The sequence below is a fragment of the Sphingomonas sp. SphC10 genome (genome assembly GCF_057004845.1).
The window spans coordinates 3,499,120-3,518,479 of sequence record NZ_CM168044.1 but is presented as its reverse complement, the minus strand read 5'-3'; the positions used below and the strand labels follow the sequence as shown (position 1 = coordinate 3,518,479).

Annotated in this window: 19 protein-coding genes; 12 read left to right on the top strand and 7 right to left on the bottom strand. The window is 67.1% G+C overall.

The annotated features are described in order from the left end of the window. The first annotated feature begins 22 nt into the window (after positions 1-22). A complete protein-coding gene (locus tag ACWKSV_RS16285) occupies positions 23-1,561 on the top strand; it encodes a TadA family conjugal transfer-associated ATPase (RefSeq protein WP_076717907.1) in 1,539 nt (512 codons plus the stop codon). Between the two features lie 94 nt (positions 1,562-1,655). Further along, positions 1,656-2,888 (top strand): aspartyl protease family protein, encoded by a 1,233-nt coding sequence (locus tag ACWKSV_RS16280; RefSeq protein WP_237243596.1) that lies wholly within the window; start codon positions 1,656-1,658, stop codon positions 2,886-2,888. Here ACWKSV_RS16280 and ACWKSV_RS16275 read toward each other — a convergent pair. From ACWKSV_RS16275 to ACWKSV_RS16255, 5 genes are all read right to left on the bottom strand, one after another. Then, positions 2,882-3,133 carry a 3TM-type holin gene (locus ACWKSV_RS16275; protein WP_056430661.1) on the bottom strand — a complete coding sequence of 84 codons (252 nt, stop codon included), beginning with the start codon at positions 3,131-3,133 and terminating at the stop codon, positions 2,882-2,884. The genes ACWKSV_RS16280 and ACWKSV_RS16275 overlap by 7 nt on opposite strands. Then, positions 3,130-3,687, bottom strand: a complete 558-nt coding sequence (locus ACWKSV_RS16270) for a glycoside hydrolase family 108 protein (protein WP_076714959.1) — start codon at positions 3,685-3,687, stop codon at positions 3,130-3,132. Before ACWKSV_RS16270 ends, ACWKSV_RS16275 begins: the two co-directional genes overlap by 4 nt. 197 nt (positions 3,688-3,884) lie before the next feature. Further along, positions 3,885-4,784 carry an ROK family protein gene (locus ACWKSV_RS16265; protein ID WP_083706543.1) on the bottom strand — a complete coding sequence of 300 codons (900 nt, stop codon included), beginning with the start codon at positions 4,782-4,784 and terminating at the stop codon, positions 3,885-3,887. Between the two features lie 77 nt (positions 4,785-4,861). Continuing rightward, positions 4,862-5,662 carry an acid phosphatase gene (locus ACWKSV_RS16260; protein WP_076714957.1) on the bottom strand — a complete coding sequence of 267 codons (801 nt, stop codon included), beginning with the start codon at positions 5,660-5,662 and terminating at the stop codon, positions 4,862-4,864. 16 nt (positions 5,663-5,678) lie between these two features. Next, on the bottom strand, positions 5,679-6,092 hold the full coding sequence (locus ACWKSV_RS16255) for a MerC domain-containing protein (protein WP_076714955.1): 414 nt from the start codon (positions 6,090-6,092) through the stop codon (positions 5,679-5,681). Between the two features lie 145 nt (positions 6,093-6,237). On the opposite strand from ACWKSV_RS16255, the gene ACWKSV_RS16250 reads away from it, so the two are divergent. Together ACWKSV_RS16250 and ACWKSV_RS16245 are read left to right on the top strand one after the other, a co-directional pair. After that, positions 6,238-9,345: a glycoside hydrolase family 2 TIM barrel-domain containing protein gene (locus tag ACWKSV_RS16250; RefSeq protein WP_076714953.1), complete on the top strand. Its 3,108-nt coding sequence runs from the start codon at positions 6,238-6,240 to the stop codon at positions 9,343-9,345. After that, on the top strand, positions 9,342-11,606 hold the full coding sequence (locus ACWKSV_RS16245) for a DPP IV N-terminal domain-containing protein (protein ID WP_191864565.1): 2,265 nt from the start codon (positions 9,342-9,344) through the stop codon (positions 11,604-11,606). Before ACWKSV_RS16250 ends, ACWKSV_RS16245 begins: the two co-directional genes overlap by 4 nt. Positions 11,607-11,749: 143 nt before the next feature. Here ACWKSV_RS16245 and ACWKSV_RS16240 read toward each other — a convergent pair whose 3' ends face one another. Next, the gene (locus ACWKSV_RS16240; protein ID WP_042486441.1) at positions 11,750-12,235 is read right to left on the bottom strand and encodes an SspB family protein; all 486 of its coding nucleotides are present in this window, start codon (positions 12,233-12,235) and stop codon (positions 11,750-11,752) included. Positions 12,236-12,306: 71 nt separating this feature from the next. On the opposite strand from ACWKSV_RS16240, the gene hisB reads away from it, so the two are divergent. From hisB to ACWKSV_RS16200, 8 genes are all read left to right on the top strand, one after another. Further along, positions 12,307-12,894 carry an imidazoleglycerol-phosphate dehydratase HisB gene (gene hisB / locus ACWKSV_RS16235; protein WP_191864564.1) on the top strand — a complete coding sequence of 196 codons (588 nt, stop codon included), beginning with the start codon at positions 12,307-12,309 and terminating at the stop codon, positions 12,892-12,894. Further along, entirely contained in the window at positions 12,891-13,496 is a 606-nt protein-coding gene (gene hisH / locus ACWKSV_RS16230) for an imidazole glycerol phosphate synthase subunit HisH (protein WP_076714951.1), read from the top strand. Before hisB ends, hisH begins: the two co-directional genes overlap by 4 nt. After that, positions 13,493-14,227: a 1-(5-phosphoribosyl)-5-[(5-phosphoribosylamino)methylideneamino]imidazole-4-carboxamide isomerase gene (hisA, locus tag ACWKSV_RS16225; protein ID WP_076714949.1), complete on the top strand. Its 735-nt coding sequence runs from the start codon at positions 13,493-13,495 to the stop codon at positions 14,225-14,227. Before hisH ends, hisA begins: the two co-directional genes overlap by 4 nt. Next, positions 14,224-14,985: an imidazole glycerol phosphate synthase subunit HisF gene (gene hisF / locus ACWKSV_RS16220; protein ID WP_076714947.1), complete on the top strand. Its 762-nt coding sequence runs from the start codon at positions 14,224-14,226 to the stop codon at positions 14,983-14,985. Before hisA ends, hisF begins: the two co-directional genes overlap by 4 nt. 388 nt (positions 14,986-15,373) lie before the next feature. Beyond that, positions 15,374-15,529 (top strand): hypothetical protein, encoded by a 156-nt coding sequence (locus tag ACWKSV_RS16215; RefSeq protein ID WP_172839620.1) that lies wholly within the window; start codon positions 15,374-15,376, stop codon positions 15,527-15,529. A 32-nt stretch (positions 15,530-15,561) separates the two neighbouring features. Beyond that, positions 15,562-15,876, top strand: coding sequence for a phosphoribosyl-ATP diphosphatase (locus tag ACWKSV_RS16210; RefSeq protein ID WP_076714945.1), 315 nt, complete (start codon positions 15,562-15,564; stop codon positions 15,874-15,876). Between the two features lie 17 nt (positions 15,877-15,893). Further along, positions 15,894-16,271 (top strand): histidine triad nucleotide-binding protein, encoded by a 378-nt coding sequence (locus tag ACWKSV_RS16205; RefSeq protein WP_056430687.1) that lies wholly within the window; start codon positions 15,894-15,896, stop codon positions 16,269-16,271. Between the two features lie 317 nt (positions 16,272-16,588). Next, complete coding sequence (locus tag ACWKSV_RS16200) at positions 16,589-18,127, top strand: amino acid permease (RefSeq protein WP_076714944.1); 1,539 nt, start codon at positions 16,589-16,591, stop codon at positions 18,125-18,127. A 180-nt stretch (positions 18,128-18,307) separates the two neighbouring features. Here the strand turns inward: ACWKSV_RS16200 and ACWKSV_RS16195 are convergent, their stop codons facing one another. After that, positions 18,308-19,300 carry an adenosine kinase gene (locus ACWKSV_RS16195; RefSeq protein ID WP_483666820.1) on the bottom strand — a complete coding sequence of 331 codons (993 nt, stop codon included), beginning with the start codon at positions 19,298-19,300 and terminating at the stop codon, positions 18,308-18,310. Positions 19,301-19,360: the final 60 nt, after the last annotated feature.

Below are 19,360 nucleotides of genomic sequence, written 5' to 3'. Positions count from 1 at the left end.
GGATGCCATGGGGAATGTCGGGATGAGTGCGTTCGGTCGCCGTCAGGGTTTGGGAAGCGCAGGCGGTGGGCGCCCGGCCTTCGGCGTCGCGCGTCCGATGCACGGCCCCGGCCCAAATTCCGGTTCCACCACGCGCCCCGATCCCGATTCGCCCGCTCCCGGTGGCGGCTCGCAATTCCCGCCACTGTCCGCACTGGAAGGCGCGATCGCCGCGCCCGGCACGGCCGCCGACGCGATGCAGCGCCTCGCCGAGCGCCAGGCCGCTTCCATCGATCCGACCCCGGCACGCGGCGAAGGGTTCGAGGCCTCGATCCACCGCATCAAGGAACAGGTCCTCCCCCGCCTGCTCGAACGCGTCGACCCGGAGGCCGCCGCGACGCTGGGTAAGGACGAGCTGGCCGAGGAATTCCGCCCGATCATCGGCGAGGTGCTGGCCGAGCTGAAACTGACGCTCAACCGGCGCGAACAGTTCGCGCTGGAAAAGGTGCTGGTCGACGAGCTTCTGGGCCTGGGACCGCTCGAGGAGCTGCTGGCCGACGCCGACATCACCGACATCATGGTGAACGGGCCCGAGCAGACCTATGTCGAGCGGAAGGGTCGGCTGGAGCTGGCCAGTATCCGTTTCCGCGACGAGGAGCATCTGTTCCAGGTCGCGCAGCGTATCGTGAATTCGGTCGGCCGCCGCGTCGACCAGACCACGCCGCTGGCCGACGCCCGCCTGAAGGACGGCAGCCGCGTCAACGTGATCGTGCCGCCGCTGTCGCTTCGCGGCACCGCCATCTCGATCCGCAAATTCTCCGCCAAGCCGATCACGCTCGACATGATGGCGAACGGCGGATCGATGAGCGAGGACATGGCGACGCTGCTGAAGATCGCCGGGGCATCGCGGTTCAACATCGTCATTTCGGGCGGCACCGGCTCGGGCAAGACGACGATGCTGAACGCCCTGTCCAAGATGATCGACCCGGGCGAGCGCGTGCTGACGATCGAGGACGCGGCCGAGCTTCGCCTGCAACAGCCGCACTGGCTGCCGCTGGAAACCCGTCCCGCCAATCTTGAGGGCCAGGGCGAGATCAGCATCCGCGACCTCGTCAAGAACGCCCTGCGCATGCGGCCCGACCGGATCATCCTGGGCGAAATCCGCGGGTCGGAATGTTTCGACCTGCTCGCCGCGATGAACACCGGCCATGACGGATCGATGTGCACGCTCCACTCCAATTCCCCGCGCGAGGCGCTGGCCCGCATGGAGAATATGGTGATGATGTCCGACATCAAGGTGCCCAAGGAGGCGATCAGCCGCCAGATCGCCGACTCGGTCGACATGGTCGTCCAGGTCAAGCGCCTGCGCGACGGCAGCCGCCGCGTGACCAACATCACCGAGGTGATCGGCATGGAAGGCCCGGTGATCGTGACGCAGGAGCTGTTCGCCTTCGAATATCTGGACGAAGGCACCGACGGAAAGATCATCGGCGAGTATCGCTCGTCGGGCCTGCGCCCCTATACGCTGGACAAGGCCAAGCAGTTCGGCTTCGACAAGGCGCTGCTGGAGGCGTGTCTGTAGAGGATCGACATGACGTCGCCCACCTCGCGCGTTTTCCGATACTGCGCACGCCACCTCGCGCGCAGCTTCCCGCTTCGCTAGGCGTTGGGGCGTGATGCGTTTCCTGCTCTATCTGCTTCCCGTCCCCCTATTGCTGACCGCCGCGATGATGGCGCCCCGCGAGCCCAAGGCGGTTCCTGCGCAGGAGGATGTCGTCGCCGCTGCCGCGCGCGATCCGGGGGTTTCGACGCTTGCGCCGGATGCCGAGGAGCGGTGGATTCCGTTTCAGCTGACGCCGGGCAACCAGATCCGTTTCGCCATGACCATCGACGGGCAGAAGGTCGGCGCGATCCTCGATACCGGGGTCAGCTTCACCTTGCTGTCCCAGGCCTCACCCATCGCGGCCAAGGCCAGGGTGCGCCCCGGGGGACAGGCCAGCGCGATCGGCGGGGCGGTGGCGATCGGGTGGATGCCGACGCGCAGCCTGTCGCTGGGCGGGCTGACCCGCAAGGGCGGCGGGGTGGTGGTCGCGCCGCTGCCTGCGCTCGCGACCGGGGATGCGACGCCGGTCGACCTGCTGATCGGGCGTGACCTGCTGGCGCCGCATGCGCTCGACATCGATTATGCCGCCAAGCGGTTTCGCCTGATCCCGTCGGGTCGCATGCCCTTTACGGGCGCCACCGCCCCGCTGACCGTGTCGACCGAGCGGCGCGTCTATGAGAGCATGGTCGGGCTTGGCGCGGCGAAGCTGTCCCCGGTCATCGTCGATACCGGCGACGGCTCCGCGCTGACCGTCACCCAGGCGGGCTGGCGGGCGGCGAGGCTTACCGGCTTGCCGACCACCACCGCGATCGGCTTCGGGCTGGCGGGGCCGACGGTCAACGACCTGGCCATCGTGCCAAGCGTGCGGCTGGGCAGCCTGACCGCGCATGAGGTGGAGGTGCGGGTCGAACCGGCCCAGGGATTCAGCGTATCGGTCGGCGCGGCCGGGCGGATCGGCTCGGGCTTCCTGCAACGCTATCGCGTGTTGCTCGACCCCGGCGCGGGCCGCATGATCCTGAAGCCCGGCCCCCAGGCCGACATGCCCGCCCAGCGATCGACCGCCGGGCTGTTAATGGGCGTGGCGGGCGACCGCCTGCGCGTGCTGCACGTCATGCGCGGCGGCCCGGCGGCGGCGAGCGGCTGGCGCGAGGGCGACACGATCTGCGCCATCGACGGACAGCCTATCCCGCGCGACTATGTCGACAGCCCCGTCGCCCGTTGGACGGTGGGCAAGCCGGGCACGGTGGTCGCCTTGCGCACCTGTGACGGACAGGACCGGACGCTGACGCTCAAGCGCTTCTACTGACGCGACTTTCCCCATTCGCGCGCGACGGTATAGCCCAGATAGCCGGTGCCGAAGAGCGCATAGAGCGGCTCAGGGATAGCGGCGAGATACTGCGCCATGCCGCGCACCATCGCCGCCGCCATGCCCGGCCGCACGCCCGCCAGCAGCCCCATCGGGATGCTCCAGAGCAGCAGCGCGTACATGACATAAAGAAAGGTCGGTCGCGCCCGGCGGGTCCAGAGGTCGGTGTCCGGCTCGCCGCTCATGACAGCCGGTCCGCGAGCCAGCCGTACAGGAACGCCTCATTGGCGGGGCGTCGCTCGGCGAGCGTCAGATAGCGTTCGCCCTGCAATGCCTCGACCGCCTTGAGCAGCACGACTTCGCCCGCAGCGCCCCGGTGGCGAAGAAAGGCGTCGAGCGCCGCCAGCGTCGCCGCTCCGATCCGCCCGTCCGACGCCAGATCGGGATAGTCGCGTGCCCCGCGATTAAGCGCATTCAGCGCCCGTTGCAGGAACGCGGCCGCGACGTTCGGCCCCATATTGACGCCGGTGTCGAATAGCTCCTCCGCCAGCCGGGGAGCGCGCGCCGCCACCTGGTCGAAGCCGGGCGCGGTCCAATAGAGGCGGCGATAAATGGCCTCGGCCCGGCCCAGCGGCAAGCGGCGCATCGGCCCCGCATAGCCATCCGCGCGCGCCACCGCCTCGGTAATGCCGAACCGCGTCGCGCCACCGCGATCGGCGGGATGGTCGCTATAATCCCCCTCGCGCGCGATGACCTGCGCGATCATCGCATCGACGCGTGCTTCGTCCCCCTGCCCCATGATGCTCTCCCCCGTTTACGGGGAAGGAGGAACCATATCGGTTCGTTGTAGGACAGCAGAATCTCATCCTCCCCGGCACGGGGAGGTGGCAGGCCGAAGGCCTGACGGAGGGGGGCTTCCACGCTGGTCGTACCTGGCCGCACGCCCCTCCACCATGCTTCGCATGGTCCCCCTCCCCGTGCCGAGGAGGATTCAGGTCAGTCCAGCACCGTGCGTGCCAGCGCCAGCGTGCCGAGCGGCCCGGCCTGGTCACCCAGCTGGGCATGGACGATGCGGTTGGCGACTTCCGCCGCGTTGACGAAGGGGAGATAGCCCGACAGCTTTTCGACCGTCGCGGCACGCACCATGTCGAGCAGCTGCGGCTGGCCCACGCCCACGCCGCCGCCGATCACGATGCGGCCGCATGCCAGCGTCAGGAACAGCCCGGCAAAGCTCTCCGCCAGTGCATCCGCGACGAAGGTCCAGGCGGGATCGTCCGCCGCCAGCTCCTGCGCCGGGCGACCGACGCGCGCCGCGATGCCGGGGCCTGCGACCAATCCTTCCAGGCAGTCGCCATGGAACGGACAGGCGCCCGCGAAATCGTCACCCGCCATACGGCGGACGCGGACATGCCCCGCCTCGGGGTGCATCCGGCCCGATACCGGCTGGCCGTTGACGATGATGCCCATGCCGACGCCGGTCCCGACCGTGACATAGACATGGTCGGCCAGGCCGCGCGCCGCGCCCCACTGCCCCTCGGCCAGCGCCGCGCCGGTCACGTCGGTATGGATCGCAACGCGCTCGCCAAATCCCTCGGACAGCGCACCCGCCACGTCCGCACCCGCCCAGCCCGGCTTGGGCGTGGCGAGCATATGGCCATAGTCCGCATCGGTCTTGTCGAGCGCGATCGGGCCGAAGCTGCCGATGCCCAGCGCCTCCGGCTTATACTGCTCGTGCCATTCGGCCAGGCGCTGGCGCAAAGCAGCCAGGGTGACGGCGGGGGTCGTGGTCGGCAGGCGCTCGGACACCAGGATGTCGCGTCCGCGCCCGATCAACACAATCGATTTCGTACCGCCCAGTTCGACCCCTGCGACGATCCGATCCTGTGCCTCGGTCATTCCATTCTCCCGCCAGACGCTTTGCTTAATCGCTGCGCGCCTGCGCGAAACCGCGCCGGGTGGTCAAGGGGCGGGGATCAGAAAATCGGTTGGGCTACCAAGGCCGCCTCGCGCTGGCAGGCGGCGGCGTCGGGGCGGGGGGTGGCGGGGTCGCGGCGCAGCGCGTCGACTTCGGCGCGCGCGGCGGCCAGGTCGCGCTGGAAGGCCGGGCCCTGCGACAGCGCGGTCAGCGTCACGGTGGCCGACAGACGCCCCGCCTCGACCGCGCTGGCATTGTGCACGCCGCAGACGATCCGGCTTTCCCCAAAGGCCCGCCCCCGCGCCAGGATCGGCGCGGCGCGGTCGGGTGCGATCTCGGCCAGCAGCATCGCCCAGGTCCACCCCGCCGTCGTATGGCCCGAAGGATAGTCATAGCTGCCCTGCAACTCGCTCGCCGGTTGGCAGGTCGGGCCACGATCGATCAGATAGGGGCGCTGGCGCTTGTAATAGCGCTTGGCGATGCCCGATCCGCGCGCGGTGTCGGAGCCTGCGCCGTCGATCAGCCGCATCGTCGCAGGCGCGTTCTGCGGCGTCAGTGCGATCCCCAGCGCGCAGGAGAAATCACGCGCCATATCGGCCTCGCCCAGCTTCACGTCGTTGGTCGCCATCGCCCAGCGGGGCGAGCCGACGAACCGGCGGGTTTGACGAAAGATCGCCCGGTCGGCCTGCCCCCGCGCATCGTCCGGCCTGGGTGCGGGCGGCAATATGGCCAGCAGGTCGAAGCCGGTGGCGGGCAGATAGCGGGACGGCTCGTCGCCTTCCCGTGGCTGGGCCATGACGGCGGTACAGGCTACCGCGATCAGCGCGGCGGCGATGGCGCGGGCGACGGCTTTCGACATGGGAACCACGTCCTCGTTACAGGGTCATCAGTCGGTGAAGATTGGTGGCGCGCAGATTGGCGACATGCGCGACGGCCAGCACCAGCCCGCCCGCCACGGTCAGCGCGGTTCCCATCCCCTGCCCCTCGAACGCCAGCCCGAGCATCAGCAGGATCAGGCCGAACATGCCCACAATCATCGGAAAGACGACCCGATGCCGCCGCCATCCGCCAAACAGCGTCAGGCCACTGAGCGGTACGGCCAGTGCCAGCATGACGATATGGAACACCTCGCCCAGATCGGCCCATTCGGCGATGGCGGGCAGAAAGGCGATCAGCACCGGCAGAACCAGACAATGGATCAGGCACAAGGTCGAGGCCGAGATAGCCAAGGCATCCATATGCCGGAACCGGCCGTGATGGCTGCGAGACAGGGGTGCATCATCGACCATGAGCGCCTATTGATACATTGTATCATTATTAGCAAGGCATCATTGCCGGGCTTTGCATTCGTATTCCGTATAATATAACGTTGCCCATGATACGGGACAGGAGGACAGGATGAAGACAGGCACCAGGCTTTGGCTGAGCACGAGCATGTCCGTCCTGATGGCAGGAGCTTCGGCCGCTCAGGCTGCCCCCGACCAAACCGCCCCAGCGCGGCCCGATTGGGAGAACCCCGCCGTCAACCATATCGGCGCGGAGCCGATGCACACCAGCTTTGCCGGGTTCGAATCGCGTGCCGCCGCGCTGGCCGGTAACGTGGCCAAGTCACGCTATCACCTCTCGCTCGATGGCCTGTGGCGGGTGCACATGTCCCCCAATCCCGAGGCGCGGCCGCTCGGCTTCGAAGACCCGGCCCGCGACGTGTCGAGCTGGCGCGAAGTGGCGGTGCCCGGAATCCTCCAGGCACAGGGTTTGAGCCGCCCGGTCTTCGTCGGTAGCGGCTATCCCTTTCCCCGCAACGAACCGTTGATCGAGCACCGCCTCAACGAGGTCGCCTCCTATCGCCGCGACTTCACGGTGCCCGCGCATTTCGCCGGACGCCGGTTGCTGCTGAACATCGGTGCGGCGGGCGCGGCCTATTATCTCTGGGTCAATGGCCAGAAGATCGGCTATTCCGAGGACTCCAAGCTCCCTACCGAATTCGACATCAGCCGCGCCGCCAAACCGGGCAAGAATGTCGTCGCGATCGAACTCTATCGCCATGCGGACGGCAGCTATCTGGAGGATCAGGATTTCTGGCGGGTCAACGGGATCGAGCGGTCGATCACCCTCTATGCCGCGCCGCAGACGCATATTCGCGACCTGACGATCGACGCCGGGCTGACCCATGACTATCGCGACGGCACGCTGTCGGCCCAGGTCGATCTGGCGGGTGCGGCGCAGGCTGTCGCCGTGCGCGCGACGCTGCTCGACGGCAAACGGACGGTCCTGACCCAGACCGCGACGCCCAGCGGCACCAGCGCGACGATCACCGCCGAATTGCCGGGCGTGAAGACCTGGAGCGCCGAGGACCCCAATCTTTACACGCTGCTGGTCGAACTGCTCGACGCCAAGGGCAAGCTCATCGAGGCGACCAGCCGCCGCATCGGCTTCCGCACCGTCGAGGTGGCGGGCGGCGAAGTCCGGGTGAATGGCAAGCGAATCATGATCCGCGGCGTCAATCGCCACGAGCATGATCCTCGTACCTTCCGGATCGTGTCCGAGGAAACGATGCGTAAGGACATCGAGTTGATGAAGGCCGCCAACATCAACGCGGTCCGCACCTCGCACTATCCCAACGACCCGCGCTGGTATGATCTGGCCGACGAATATGGCCTGTACGTGATGGACGAGGCCAATATCGAGAGCCACGGCTATCTGAGCCTCACCCAGGAAAAGGGCGATCCGACCCTGAACCTGGGCCACAAGCCCGAATGGGCCGCCGCGCATCTCGACCGGGTGCAGCGGATGGTCGAGCGGGATCGCAACCACCCCTCGGTCATCTTCTGGTCGCTGGGCAATGAAAGCGGCGTCGGCCCCAATTTCGAGGCGGCGGCGAAATGGGTCCGCGAGCATGACAAGACGCGGCTGATCAACTTCCTCGGCTACAGCATGAGCGGCTGGCGGCACCCGACCAACGCCTATGTCGACATCTTCGCGCCCATGTATGACGATGTCGAGAAGCTGGCCGACTATGCCACCCGCCCCGAATTCACCCAACCGCTGATCCTGTGCGAATATGCCCATGCGATGGGCAACAGCCTGGGCGACTTCCAAGGCTATTGGGAGACGTTCCGCAAATATCCCAAGCTGCAAGGCGGCTTCGTCTGGGACTGGGTCGACCAGACGATGATCCTGAAGGACAAGGATGGGCGCCCCTATTGGGGGCAGGGCCTGGACTATGATCCCGATCCCAAGGATGCCGGTCTGCACGGCGACGACAGCCCCGTGGGCGACGGCGTGATCCAGTCCGACCGGACGCCCGATCCCGAATATTATGAGATGGCGCATGTCCAGTCGCCGATCCACTTCACCCATGAGGGCGGCGGCTGGCAGGTGGTCAACCGCCACGACCATATCGATCTGTCGCGCTTCACGCTGGACTGGACGGTGCTGGAGAATGGCGTCGAGACGGCGCGCGGCAGCATCGCGACGCCTTCGGTCGCCGCCGGCCAGGCCGCACCGCTGTCCTTCACCCTGCCGCCTGCGAAGGACGCCGCCGCCGAACGCTCGCTGATCCTGCGCGCACGGACCAAAGCGGGTGCGATCCCGCCGCTGCCCGCAGGCCAGGTCATCGGCTGGGAACAGTTCGCGCTCTCCGCCCCCGCCTTCGCCCCCGTCTCCACCGCAGCCCCCGCCGGGTCTGTCGTCCCCGAAGAAAGCGCCGATGCGATGACGCTGAAGGCAGGCAATGCCGTGCTGGAAATCGACCGGACGACCGGCCTCGTCCGCCGTTACGCCCGTGACGGAAAGACGCTGCTGACTGGCGGCACGCCCAATTTCTATCGTTCGCCGACCGACAATGACGTGGGCGCGGGCGTGCCCAAGAGCCATGCGATGTGGCAATATTTCTCCGACCATCGCCGCCTCGACGCGATCCGGCAGGAGGGCAATGCCATCATCGTCGATCACGACATGGGCGTCGGATCGGTCAAGATGCAGACCCGCTGGACCATGGCACCCGACGGCGCGGCGACCGCGACGGTGCGCTTCGTGCCGCTGCGCATGACGCTGCCCGATCCGCTGCGCGTCGGCCTCGCCTTCGCGACGCCGGGACAGGAATTCACGCAGGTCAGCTGGTTCGGGCGCGGTCCGTGGGAAAGCTATGCCGACCGCAAGACCGGCGCGATGATCGCGCGCTGGGACGGCAAGCTGGCGGACCAATTCCATGACTATGCCCGGCCGCAGGAGAGCGGCAACAAGACCGATGTGCGCTGGATTCAGCTGACCGGCACCGGCACGGGTCTTCGCGTCACGGGCGCGCAGCCCTTGTCGGTCAACGCCCTGCCCTTCCCGTACAGTGACCTCGCGATGAAGCCGCCCGCACAGGCGCATAGCTCGGACATCCGGCCGCATGGCGACGGTACGCTGCTGATCGACGCCGCCCAGGTCGGGGTCGGCGGCGATACCGGCTGGAACCTCGATGGCCGTGCGCACATGCCTTACCGTATCGCGCTCCAGCCGCTGACCTACAGCTTCACCATCGGAGCGGCGCGTTGAAGAGACTGTTCACCCTTGCCCTGTTGCTGACCACGACGCCGGTCGCCGCGCAGACCGTGCCCGACCGGATCGCCCAGTCGCTGGCGCTTCGCGACCAGTGGCAATGGCTGACCCGCGACATCGCCTCGCCCGCCGAGTGGGACGCGGACGGGCGGCATTTCCATTACCGCAAGACCGTGGCGGGGGGCTTCGCATTCGTCGATGTGGACGCCGCCACCCGCGCAAAAGCCCCCGCCTTCGACGCCGCCGCCTTGGCGCCCGCGCTCGCCAGGGTCATGGGCGAGTCCGTGGCCCCCTTGCGCCTGCCCTTCGAGCATTTCAGCTACACGCCCGACCGTTCGGCGATCCGCTTCTCGATCGGCTATGACGATACCGTCTATCGCTGCACCCTCGTCCAGCCGGTCTGCGCAGTCATCCCGCCCGAAAACGCCAGCCGTCCGCGCGGCTTCGGCGTGGTGCGTGACCTGCGCGTAGCCGCCGACAACCACCCCCGCCTGTCACCAGACGGCAGGCTGGAGGCGCTGGTCCTCGACGACAATCTGGTCGTGCGGGCAGCGAATGGCGGCAAGGAGGTCTGGCGGTCCCCGGACGGCAGCCCCGCCAATTTCTACGACCCCGAAACCATCGCCTGGAGCCCCGACGGCCAGCACATCGCGCTTCAGCGCGTCCGCCCCGGCTATGCCCGCATGGTCACGCGTGTGCTCGCCGCGCCGCCGGGCAAGGTCCAGCCGCAAGTCGTCCAGCAACTCTATCCGAAGCCCGGCGATGCCGTTGATCAGGAAGCACCCGTGCTGTTCCGCGTTTCGGACGGGACGCGCACCGACATCGACCCGAGCCTGTTCGCGGGCGCCTATACCCTCTCCGCCCCCGAATGGCGCGCCGACGCCAAGAGCTTCGCGTTCAACGACCTGAAGCGCGGTTTCGGCGAGACGAAGATCATCGCGGTCGATGCCGATACCGGCCGGGCGCACGCCGCCGTGACCGAGACCGCCAAGACCTTCGTCTTCCGCGACCGCATCTGGTCGCATGACGTGAAGGGACTGGGCCGCGAAATCCTCTGGGCGTCGGAGCGCGACGGCTGGCGGCATCTCTATCTGGTCGACGGCGCGACCGGTCGGGTGGTGCGTCAGATCACCAAGGGCAACTGGCTAGTCCGCGACATCGGACACGTCGATGACGAGAAGCGGCAAATCTGGTTCTCGGCCAGCGGCTTCGTGCCCGGCGAGGACCCCTATTACAAACACTGGTTCCGGGTCGATTTCGACGGCCGCAACCTGACCCGGCTGACGGCTGAGAATGCGACCCACGAGGTCCGCTTTGCCCCCGACATGGCGACCTATGTCGACGTCTATTCGCGCACCGACCTGCCTGAAACGATGGAACTACACGACGCGCGCGATGGCCGCCTGATCCAGACGCTGGAAAAGGGCGACGTCACCGCCTTGAATGCCGCCGGATTCCGCCCGCCCGAACGCTTCACCGCCAAGGGCCGCGACGGGAAGACCGATATTTACGGCCTGGTCGTCCGCCCGCGCAATTACGATCCCGCCAAGCGCTATCCGGTGATCGAGAACATCTATGCGGGCCCGCACGACAGTTTCGTGCCCAAGGCGTTCTGGCCGTTCGGCGGATTCTCCGGCGGCGACAAGGTCATGGGGATGCAGCAGCTCGCCGACCTCGGTTTCGTCGTCGTGATGATCGACGGCATGGGCACCGCCAACCGCTCCAAGGCGTTCCACGATGTCGCCTGGAAGAACCTGGCCGATAGCGGCTTCCCCGACCGAATCGCCTGGATGAAGGCGCTGGCGGCCAAGGATTCCGGCGTCGATATTTCCCGTGTCGGCATCTATGGCGGCTCGGCGGGCGGGCAGAGCACGCTCAATGCGCTGCTCTTCCACCCCGAATTCTACAAGGCCGGGGTCGCCTATGCCGGGTGTTTCGACAACCGGATGGACAAGATCGACTGGAACGAACAGTGGCTCGGCTATCCGGTCGACCAGAGCTATCTGGACGCCTCGGGCGTGGTCCACGCCAAGCAGCTACAGGGCAAGCTGATGCTGGTCGTCGGCGAACAGGATTCCAATGTCGACCCCGCCAGCACGACCCAGGTGGTCGATGCACTCATCAAGGCGGACAAGGATTTCGACCTGCTGGTCATTCCCGGCGGGGAGCATACGGCAGGACGCAGCACAGGGCCGGTGGCTTATGCCATGCGGCGCCAATATGCCTTTTTTCTGAAGGCGTTGCGCGGGGAGGAGTGATCCTCTCCCATTCCTCCCCTCTAAGGGGAGGTGGCAGGGCGAAGCCCTGACGGAGGGGTGTCCCGCTATCGAGAGGGGGACACCCCTCCACCATCCTGCGGATGGTCCCCCTCCCCTTACAGGGGAGGAATTATGGGAACCCCTTACTTCTTCCGCTTGAAATCCACCGCGACGACGTTGCTGCCGTCTTCGACCGGCTTGGCGACCGGCTCGTCATTCTCGGCCGAGCCGTGCGGATCGGGATCGCTCTGCGGATCGTCGGCGACGTGGAAACCGAGCTCGAACTGAACCTCGGGGTCCTGGAAACGGGTGATCGCCGAATAGGGAATCACCAGCTTCGACGGCACCTGGTTGAAGCTGAGGCCGACCGAGAAGCGATTCTCGTCCACTGTCAGGTCCCAGAAGCGATTCTGCAGGACGATCGTCATCTCGTCCGGGAATCGCTCGACCAGCCGCTGCGGGATATCGACACCCGGCGCCTGCGTCTTGAAGGTGATATAGAAATGGTGCGTGCCGGGCAGGTGCCCCGTCTCCGCCACCGGGCCGAGCACACGCCCCACCACGGCGCGCAGGGCCTCCTGCACGATGTCGTCATAGGGGATGAGGCTGTCGGGCAATCCTTCGGTCATATCCCTTGGACTAGCGGCCTTTGATCGCGGGTCAAGATTGCATGGGACGGATAGGTGTTTATGGGGAGGCCATGCGCACCGCCACCGTCCACCGCGCCACCGCGGAAACCGTCATCGACGTCACCGTCAATCTCGACGGCACCGGCGTCTATCAGAACGCCACCGGCATCGGGTTTCTCGACCATATGCTCGACCAGCTGTCGCGGCATTCGCTGATTGACCTGTCGGTCAAGGTTCAGGGGGACCTGCATATCGACGGGCACCACACGACCGAGGACAGCGCGCTGGCGATCGGACAGGCCTTTGCCAAGGCGCTGGGCGACAAGCGCGGCATCTACCGCTATGGCGAGGCGCTGTCGCCGATGGACGAAGCGCTGACCCGCACCGCGCTCGACATTTCGGGGCGGCCCTGGCTGGTGTGGAAAGTGCCGTTCACCAATCCGATGCTGGGCACGCTTCAGACCGAGATGATCGAGCACTGGTTCCACAGCTTCGCGCAGGAGGCGGGCATCACGCTCCATGTCGAGCTGCTGCACGGCCACAACAACCATCACATCGCCGAAAGCATCTTCAAGGGCCTGGCCCGCGCGCTGCGCATGGCGGTGGAGATCGACCCGCGCAAGGCCGATGCCATCCCCTCGACCAAGGGCATGCTGTGACGCTGGCGCTGATCGACATCGAGTCGGGCAATCTCCACTCGGTCGACAATGCCCTGCGCGCGGCGGGGGCGAGCGATGTGGTCATCACCGCCGACCCGGACGTGATCGCCAGAGCGGACCGGATCGTGTTGCCGGGCGTCGGGGCGTTCGGCGCCTGCGCGGCAAACCTGCGCGCCGTCGACGGACTGGAGGAGGCGTTGCGCGACGCCGCCCTCACCCGTGCGCGGCCGTTCCTGGGCATTTGCGTCGGTATGCAATTGCTCGCCGACGCCGGCGACGAGATGGGCGAGCATCGGGGCCTGGGCTGGATTCCCGGCCGGGTGACGCGACTCGCCCCCGCCGACCCGTCGGCCAAGGTGCCGCATATGGGCTGGAACGATGTCCAGCCTGTGAGTGAGCATCCGCTGATCGTGCCGGGCGAAGCCTATTTCCTCCACAGCTATGCCTTTACCGGCGAGCATGTGCTGGCGACTACCGATCATGCAGGCCCCGTCACCGCCGCGATCGGCCGCGACACGGTGGTCGGCGCGCAATTCCACCCCGAGAAGAGCCAGCGTTATGGCCTCTCCTTCCTCACCCGTTTCCTGGAGTGGCATCCGTGAGCTTGATCGTCTTCCCCGCCATCGACCTGAAGGGCGGCCAAGTGGTGCGTCTGGCCGAGGGCGATATGGACCGCGCCACCGTCTATGGTGACGACCCGACCCATCAGGCGATGCTGTTCGCCGAAGCGGGCGCGCAGCATCTGCATGTCGTCGATCTGGACGGCGCCTTTGCGGGCGAGTCGGTCAATGGCGAGGCGGTGCAGGCGATCGTCAAAGCCTTTCCCGGCCATGTCCAGCTGGGCGGCGGCATCCGCAAGCCGGAGAATGTCGAGCGCTGGTTCGACCTGGGCGTCTCGCGCGTCGTGATCGGCACGGCGGCGCTGGAGAATCCGGATTTCGTGCGCGACATGGCCAAGGCCTATCCCGGCGGCATCGTCGTCGCGGTGGACGCCAAGGATGGCATGGTCGCGACGCGCGGCTGGGCCGATGTGTCGGACGTGTCGGTCGAGGATCTGGCTCGCCGGTTCGAGGATGCGGGGGTCGCCTCGCTGCTCTTCACGGACGTGGGCCGCGACGGGATGCTCAAGGGCTGCAACGTGCCCGCCACCGTCGATCTGGCACGGGCGGTGCGTATCCCAGTCATCGCCAGCGGCGGCGTGGCGGGGATCGGCGACATCCATATGCTGGCGCTTCATCATCAGGACGGCGTGGAAGGCGTCATCACCGGCCGCGCGCTGTATGACGGGCGGCTCGATCTGGCGGCGGCGCTGTCGGTGGCGGCGGCCGCATGACCGTCCGCGCGCGCGTCATCCCCTGCCTCGACGTCGCCAATGGCCGGGTGGTCAAGGGCGTCAACTTCGTCGACCTGATCGACGCGGGCGATCCGGTCGAACAGGCCCGCGCCTATGACGCGGCGGGCGCGGACGAGCTGTGCTTCCTCGACATCACCGCCAGCCATGAGGCGCGGGGCACCATCCTGGACGTGGTGCGGCGGACGGCGGCGGTGTGCTTCATGCCGCTGACCGTCGGCGGCGGCGTGCGCACGGCGGAAGATGCCCGCGCGCTTCTGCTGGCCGGTGCCGACAAGGTGGCGGTCAATTCAGCCGCCGTCAGCAACCCGCAAGTCGTCTCCGACATCGCCGAGCGATTCGGCAGCCAATGCTGCGTCGCCAGCGTCGATGCGCGGCGGACGGCAACCGGCTGGGAGGTGTTCACCCATGGCGGGCGGCGCGCGACCGGGATCGATGCGGTCGAACACGCGCTGCGCCTGGCCGAACTGGGTGCAGGCGAATTGCTGGTCACATCGATGGATCGTGACGGGACGCGGGGCGGATACGACCTGGAACTCATCCGTACCATCGCCGACCGGACCAGCGTGCCGGTCGTGGCGTCGGGCGGCGTAGGCGGGCTGGACGACCTGGTCGCGGGCGTGCGCGACGGGCACGCTTCGGCGGTGCTGGCGGCGTCGATCTTCCACTTCGGCGACGCGTCGATTGCCGATGCCCATCGTGCGCTGGCGGCAGCGGGGGTCCCGGTTCGGGCCCATTGATTTTCGCGCGGAGGCGCGGAGACGCGGAGGCTTTGGTAGCTGGGTGGACGGTGGCCTGCGTATCTGACCGGGAGAACGTCTCCCCCGATCGATAGGGCAAGCGCCCCAATCCCCGTTCAGCCTGAGCGAAGTCGAAGGCCAAGGGATAACCGCGCCACTGGGCAGAGCGCCGGGCGTGCGCTTCGACTTCGCTCAGCGTTAACGGAAGGGGGGGAGGTTGCGAGCGGAAGACTTGAACCGGCTGTGTGGCGGCCAATTGCCAACCCCACAACCGGACCCTCCGCGTCTCTGCGTCTCCGCGCGAACCCAAATTCTTCGCGGCCTCGCGTCTTCGCGTGAATCAAAACCCCCGAATGACCCAAGCCCGACACGCTGCTAAACCACCCCCATGCCGCTCGCCATCCTGACCGCCGCCACCGTCCATACCGGAGCGCCGCAGCCGCGCCGTCATCCCGAATGGTCCGACATCGGCCTGTTCGTCTTCGCGATCGGCGCGGTCTGGCTGCTCCGCCACCTGATGCGCCGCCGCAACCGCAAGGATTGACGTCAGCGCTTCCCCGCGCCACCCACGCCGTCATGGACATGTTCGACCGCCTCGAAACCACGATCCGCGCGCGCCGGGATGCGGGCGATGCCGCCACCTCCTATGCCGCCAGCCTGTTCGCCAAGGGGCGACCGAAGATCGCGCAGAAGCTGGGCGAGGAAGCGGTAGAGACGGTCATCGCCGCCATGGCCCAGCCCGACAAGATCGTGTCCGAGGCCGCCGACCTGATGTTCCACCTGATCGTCCTGCTCGCCGATACCGGCCACACGCTCGACGACGTTCGCGCCGAACTGGCGCGGCGCGAGGGCGTGTCGGGCCATGACGAAAAGGCCGCCCGGCCCCGCTGACCCCCTGGAGAGTTTCGATGCCGATCGACGCCACCCTGCCCTATGACGACCAGAATATCTTTGCGAAGATCCTGCGCGACGAAATCCCATCCCGGCGGGTCTATGAGGATGAATGGGCGGTCGCCTTCCACGACATCGCGCCGCACGCCCCGACCCATATCCTGGTGATCCCGCGCGGCCCCTATGTGTCATGGGACGATTTCGCAGGCCGCGCCAGCGAGGCGGAGATCGCCGGTTTCGTCCGGGCCGTCGGTCATGTCGCGCGTGAGGCAGGCGCGGTCGAGCCCGGATACCGGTTGCTGGCCAATATCGGGCCGGACGCCGGGCAGGAAGTGCCGCATCTCCATGTCCATATCCTGGCAGGCAAGCCGCTCGGCCCGATGCTGGCGCGCTGAACGAGCCACCTCCCCCATCCCCTCCCGTAAACGGGAGGGGATGGGGGAGGGAAACGCCACGGGCGACAGGCTCGGTGAGACACCCCGCCCTCCCCAAACCCCTCCCGCCTGCGGGAGGGGCTTACCGCGCGATACCGAACGGCGGCCCTATACTTCGGAGCAGGCGGAAGAAGGGCTTTAATCTCCTCCCCCGACCGCATCCCACGCACCTTAGGGATTGCGCGTAATAAAATTGCAGCTAACTTCCCGGATCATTCACCAAACGCCGGGCGTGTCCCATGTCGGGGCCGCCCTTCCCTCGGGGGGATTGGACATTCATGATTTTCGGGCGCGTTAAGCCTCTGGACGCCATTTTGGCGACCGCCGAGAAGAAGGGGCTGCAACGATCGCTAGGCGCGTTCCAGCTTACCATGCTGGGTATCGGCGCCGTCATCGGTACGGGCATCTTCGTTCTCACCTCCGAAGCCGCGCAGAAGGCGGGGCCAGGGATGATGTTGTCCTTCGTGCTCGCGGGCTTCGTCTGCGCGGTGGCGGCCTTGTGCTATTCCGAGCTGGCGTCGATGGTGCCGGTCGCGGGCTCGGCCTATACCTATACCTATGCGGTCATGGGCGAGCTGCTGGCCTGGATGGTCGGCTGGGCGTTGATCCTGGAATATGCGGTCGGCGCGTCGGCCGTCGCCGTCGGCTGGTCGGGCTATGTGGTGGGGCAGCTCCGCAACCTGCTGGGCATCGACATACCGATGGAATGGGTCAACGGCCCGTCGTCGGGCGGTTACATCAACCTGCCCGCCGTGATCATCTCGCTGCTCGTCACCTGGCTGCTGGTCATCGGCACCACCGAGAGTGCACGGTTCAACGCGATCCTGGTCGCGATCAAGGTCGCCGCGCTGACCCTGTTCATCGCGCTGTCGGTGCCGGTCATCAACGGCGCGCATTTCGAGCCGTTCATGCCGACCGGCCTGACCGGCGTGGCGGGGGCCGCGGCATCGATCTTCTTCGCCTATGTCGGCTTCGACGCGGTGTCGACCGCCGCCGAGGAGACCAAGAACCCGCAGCGCAACGTGCCGATCGGCCTGATCGCCTCGCTGCTGTTCTGCACGGTCTTCTACCTGCTGGTATCGGCGGGCGCGATCGGCTCGCCGCTGGGCGCACAGCCGGTGCGCGACGCCGCCGGTGTCGTGCTGTCGCCCGGCACGTCGGAACTGGCCGCGCAGTGCAAGGCGATCGTCGCCAGCGGCGCGACCGAGCCGCTGTCCTGCTCGCGTGAGGCGCTGGCACATGTCCTGCGCACCATCGGCTGGGAAAAGATCGGCAACCTGATCGGCCTGGCCGCCACGCTGGCGCTGCCGTCGGTCGTGCTCATGATGATGTTCGGCCAGACCCGCGTGTTCTTCACCATGGCGCGCGACGGCCTGCTGCCCGAAAAGCTGGCCTCGGTGCATCCGCGCTATCGCACGCCGCACGTCGTGACGATCGTGACCGGCATCGCCGCGACCCTGGCCTCGGCCTTCCTGCCGGTCGGCAAGCTGGCGGACTATTCCAACTCGGGCACGCTGTTCGCCTTCTTCATGGTGGCGCTGTCGGTGATGGTGCTGCGCAAGACCGATCCGACCCGCAAGCGTCCGTTCCGCACGCCCGCCGTGTTCATCGTCGCGCCCGCCGCGATGATCGGCTGCGCGTATCTGTATTTCTCGCTGCCGCTGGTCGCGATCCTGGTCCTGCCGGGCTGGGGCGCGGTGGGTCTCGCGATCTACTTCCTCTACAGCCGCAAGCGCAGCCATGTCGGGCGTGGCATTGTCGATGTCGTCGAGGATCCCGCGATGCAGCCGGAGGTCGCCAAGCCGCTCGATCGCTGATCAGCTTTCGCAGAGACACGAAAAAAGGCCCGGAGGAGCGATCCTCCGGGCCTTTTGCTTTGGGGCCTGGCCCCTTCCACCATCCTTCGGATGGTCCCCCTCCCCAAGCAAAGCTTGGGGAGGATTGGGTTAGTCTGACCTCCGTTCAGCCTGAGCCAAGTCGAAGGCCACGCTTTTCGTTCAGAGGCTGGCGGCCAGGGCCTTCAGGTCGACCTGGGGCCGGGCGCCGAAATGGCTGATGATCTCGGCCGCGCAGGCCGCGCCCAGCGTCAGCGAGGCCTTCAGGTCATGGCCATGCGTCTGGCCATAGAGGAAGCCCGCCGCGAACAGGTCGCCCGCGCCCGTGGTGTCGACCACCTTGTCGACCGGATGGGCGGGCACGGTCACGCGCTCGTCCCCGCGCTGCGCCAGCGCACCCTTTTCGGCGAGCGTGACGACCAGCGTCTCGACCTTGTCCTTCAGCGAGGCAATGGCAGCCTCGACATCCGCCGTTTCGGTCAGCGCGACGATCTCGGTCTCGTTGGCGAAGATCACGTCGATCATGCCGCCGTCGATCAGCGCGTGGAAATCAGCGCGGTGGCGGTCGATCACGAACTCGGCAGAGGCGGTGAAGGCGATCTTGCGGCCCGCCGCGCGGGCGACCTCGATCGCGGCGCGCATCGCGGCGCGCGGCTCTTCCGGATCCCAGAGATAGCCCTCGATATACAGATAGGCCGCATCGGCGATCAGCGCCTTGTCGAGCGCTTCGGCGGGCAGATAGTGCGAGGCGCCGAGAAAGGTGTTCATCGTCCGCTGGCCATCGGGGCTGACGAAGATCATGCAGCGTGCGGTGGTCGGCTGGCCGGGACGCACCGGCGTGTGGAACTTGACGCCCGCCGCACGGATGTCGTGGCTGAACACCTCGCCCAACTGATCGTCGGCGACCTGGCCGATGAACGCGGTCTTGCCGCCGAGTGCGGCCATGCCGGCCAGCGTGTTGGCGGCCGACCCGCCCGAAATCTCGCGACCGGGACCCATTTTGGCATAGAGCGCGTCGGCTTCTTCCGGCGAAAAGACGAGCTGCATCGCGCCCTTGGTCATGCCGTTCTCGGCGATGAAATCGTCCTCGGCCGGGCTGAGAATGTCGACGATGGCATTGCCGATCGCCACCACGTCGTAAGTGGGGTTGGTCAAGATACGGACTCCGGGAAACAAGCTGTGATGTCGCCGCCCTAGTCAGCACGCTACCCCCGC

Coding starts and splice junctions, on each gene's coding strand:
- ACWKSV_RS16270 (WP_076714959.1), bottom strand. CDS start 3,687: ATGGGGCAGGGGGACGAAGCACGCGTCGATGCGATGATCGCGCAGGTC.
- ACWKSV_RS16200 (WP_076714944.1), top strand. CDS start 16,589: ATGATTTTCGGGCGCGTTAAGCCTCTGGACGCCATTTTGGCGACCGCC.
- ACWKSV_RS16205 (WP_056430687.1), top strand. CDS start 15,894: ATGCCGATCGACGCCACCCTGCCCTATGACGACCAGAATATCTTTGCG.
- ACWKSV_RS16275 (WP_056430661.1), bottom strand. CDS start 3,133: ATGAGCGGCGAGCCGGACACCGACCTCTGGACCCGCCGGGCGCGACCG.
- ACWKSV_RS16215 (WP_172839620.1), top strand. CDS start 15,374: ATGCCGCTCGCCATCCTGACCGCCGCCACCGTCCATACCGGAGCGCCG.
- ACWKSV_RS16255 (WP_076714955.1), bottom strand. CDS start 6,092: ATGGTCGATGATGCACCCCTGTCTCGCAGCCATCACGGCCGGTTCCGG.
- ACWKSV_RS16210 (WP_076714945.1), top strand. CDS start 15,562: ATGGACATGTTCGACCGCCTCGAAACCACGATCCGCGCGCGCCGGGAT.
- ACWKSV_RS16260 (WP_076714957.1), bottom strand. CDS start 5,662: ATGTCGAAAGCCGTCGCCCGCGCCATCGCCGCCGCGCTGATCGCGGTA.
- ACWKSV_RS16240 (WP_042486441.1), bottom strand. CDS start 12,235: ATGACCGAAGGATTGCCCGACAGCCTCATCCCCTATGACGACATCGTG.
- hisB (WP_191864564.1), top strand. CDS start 12,307: ATGCGCACCGCCACCGTCCACCGCGCCACCGCGGAAACCGTCATCGAC.
- ACWKSV_RS16280 (WP_237243596.1), top strand. CDS start 1,656: ATGCGTTTCCTGCTCTATCTGCTTCCCGTCCCCCTATTGCTGACCGCC.
- ACWKSV_RS16265 (WP_083706543.1), bottom strand. CDS start 4,784: ATGACCGAGGCACAGGATCGGATCGTCGCAGGGGTCGAACTGGGCGGT.
- ACWKSV_RS16285 (WP_076717907.1), top strand. CDS start 23: ATGAGTGCGTTCGGTCGCCGTCAGGGTTTGGGAAGCGCAGGCGGTGGG.
- ACWKSV_RS16250 (WP_076714953.1), top strand. CDS start 6,238: ATGTCCGTCCTGATGGCAGGAGCTTCGGCCGCTCAGGCTGCCCCCGAC.
- hisF (WP_076714947.1), top strand. CDS start 14,224: ATGACCGTCCGCGCGCGCGTCATCCCCTGCCTCGACGTCGCCAATGGC.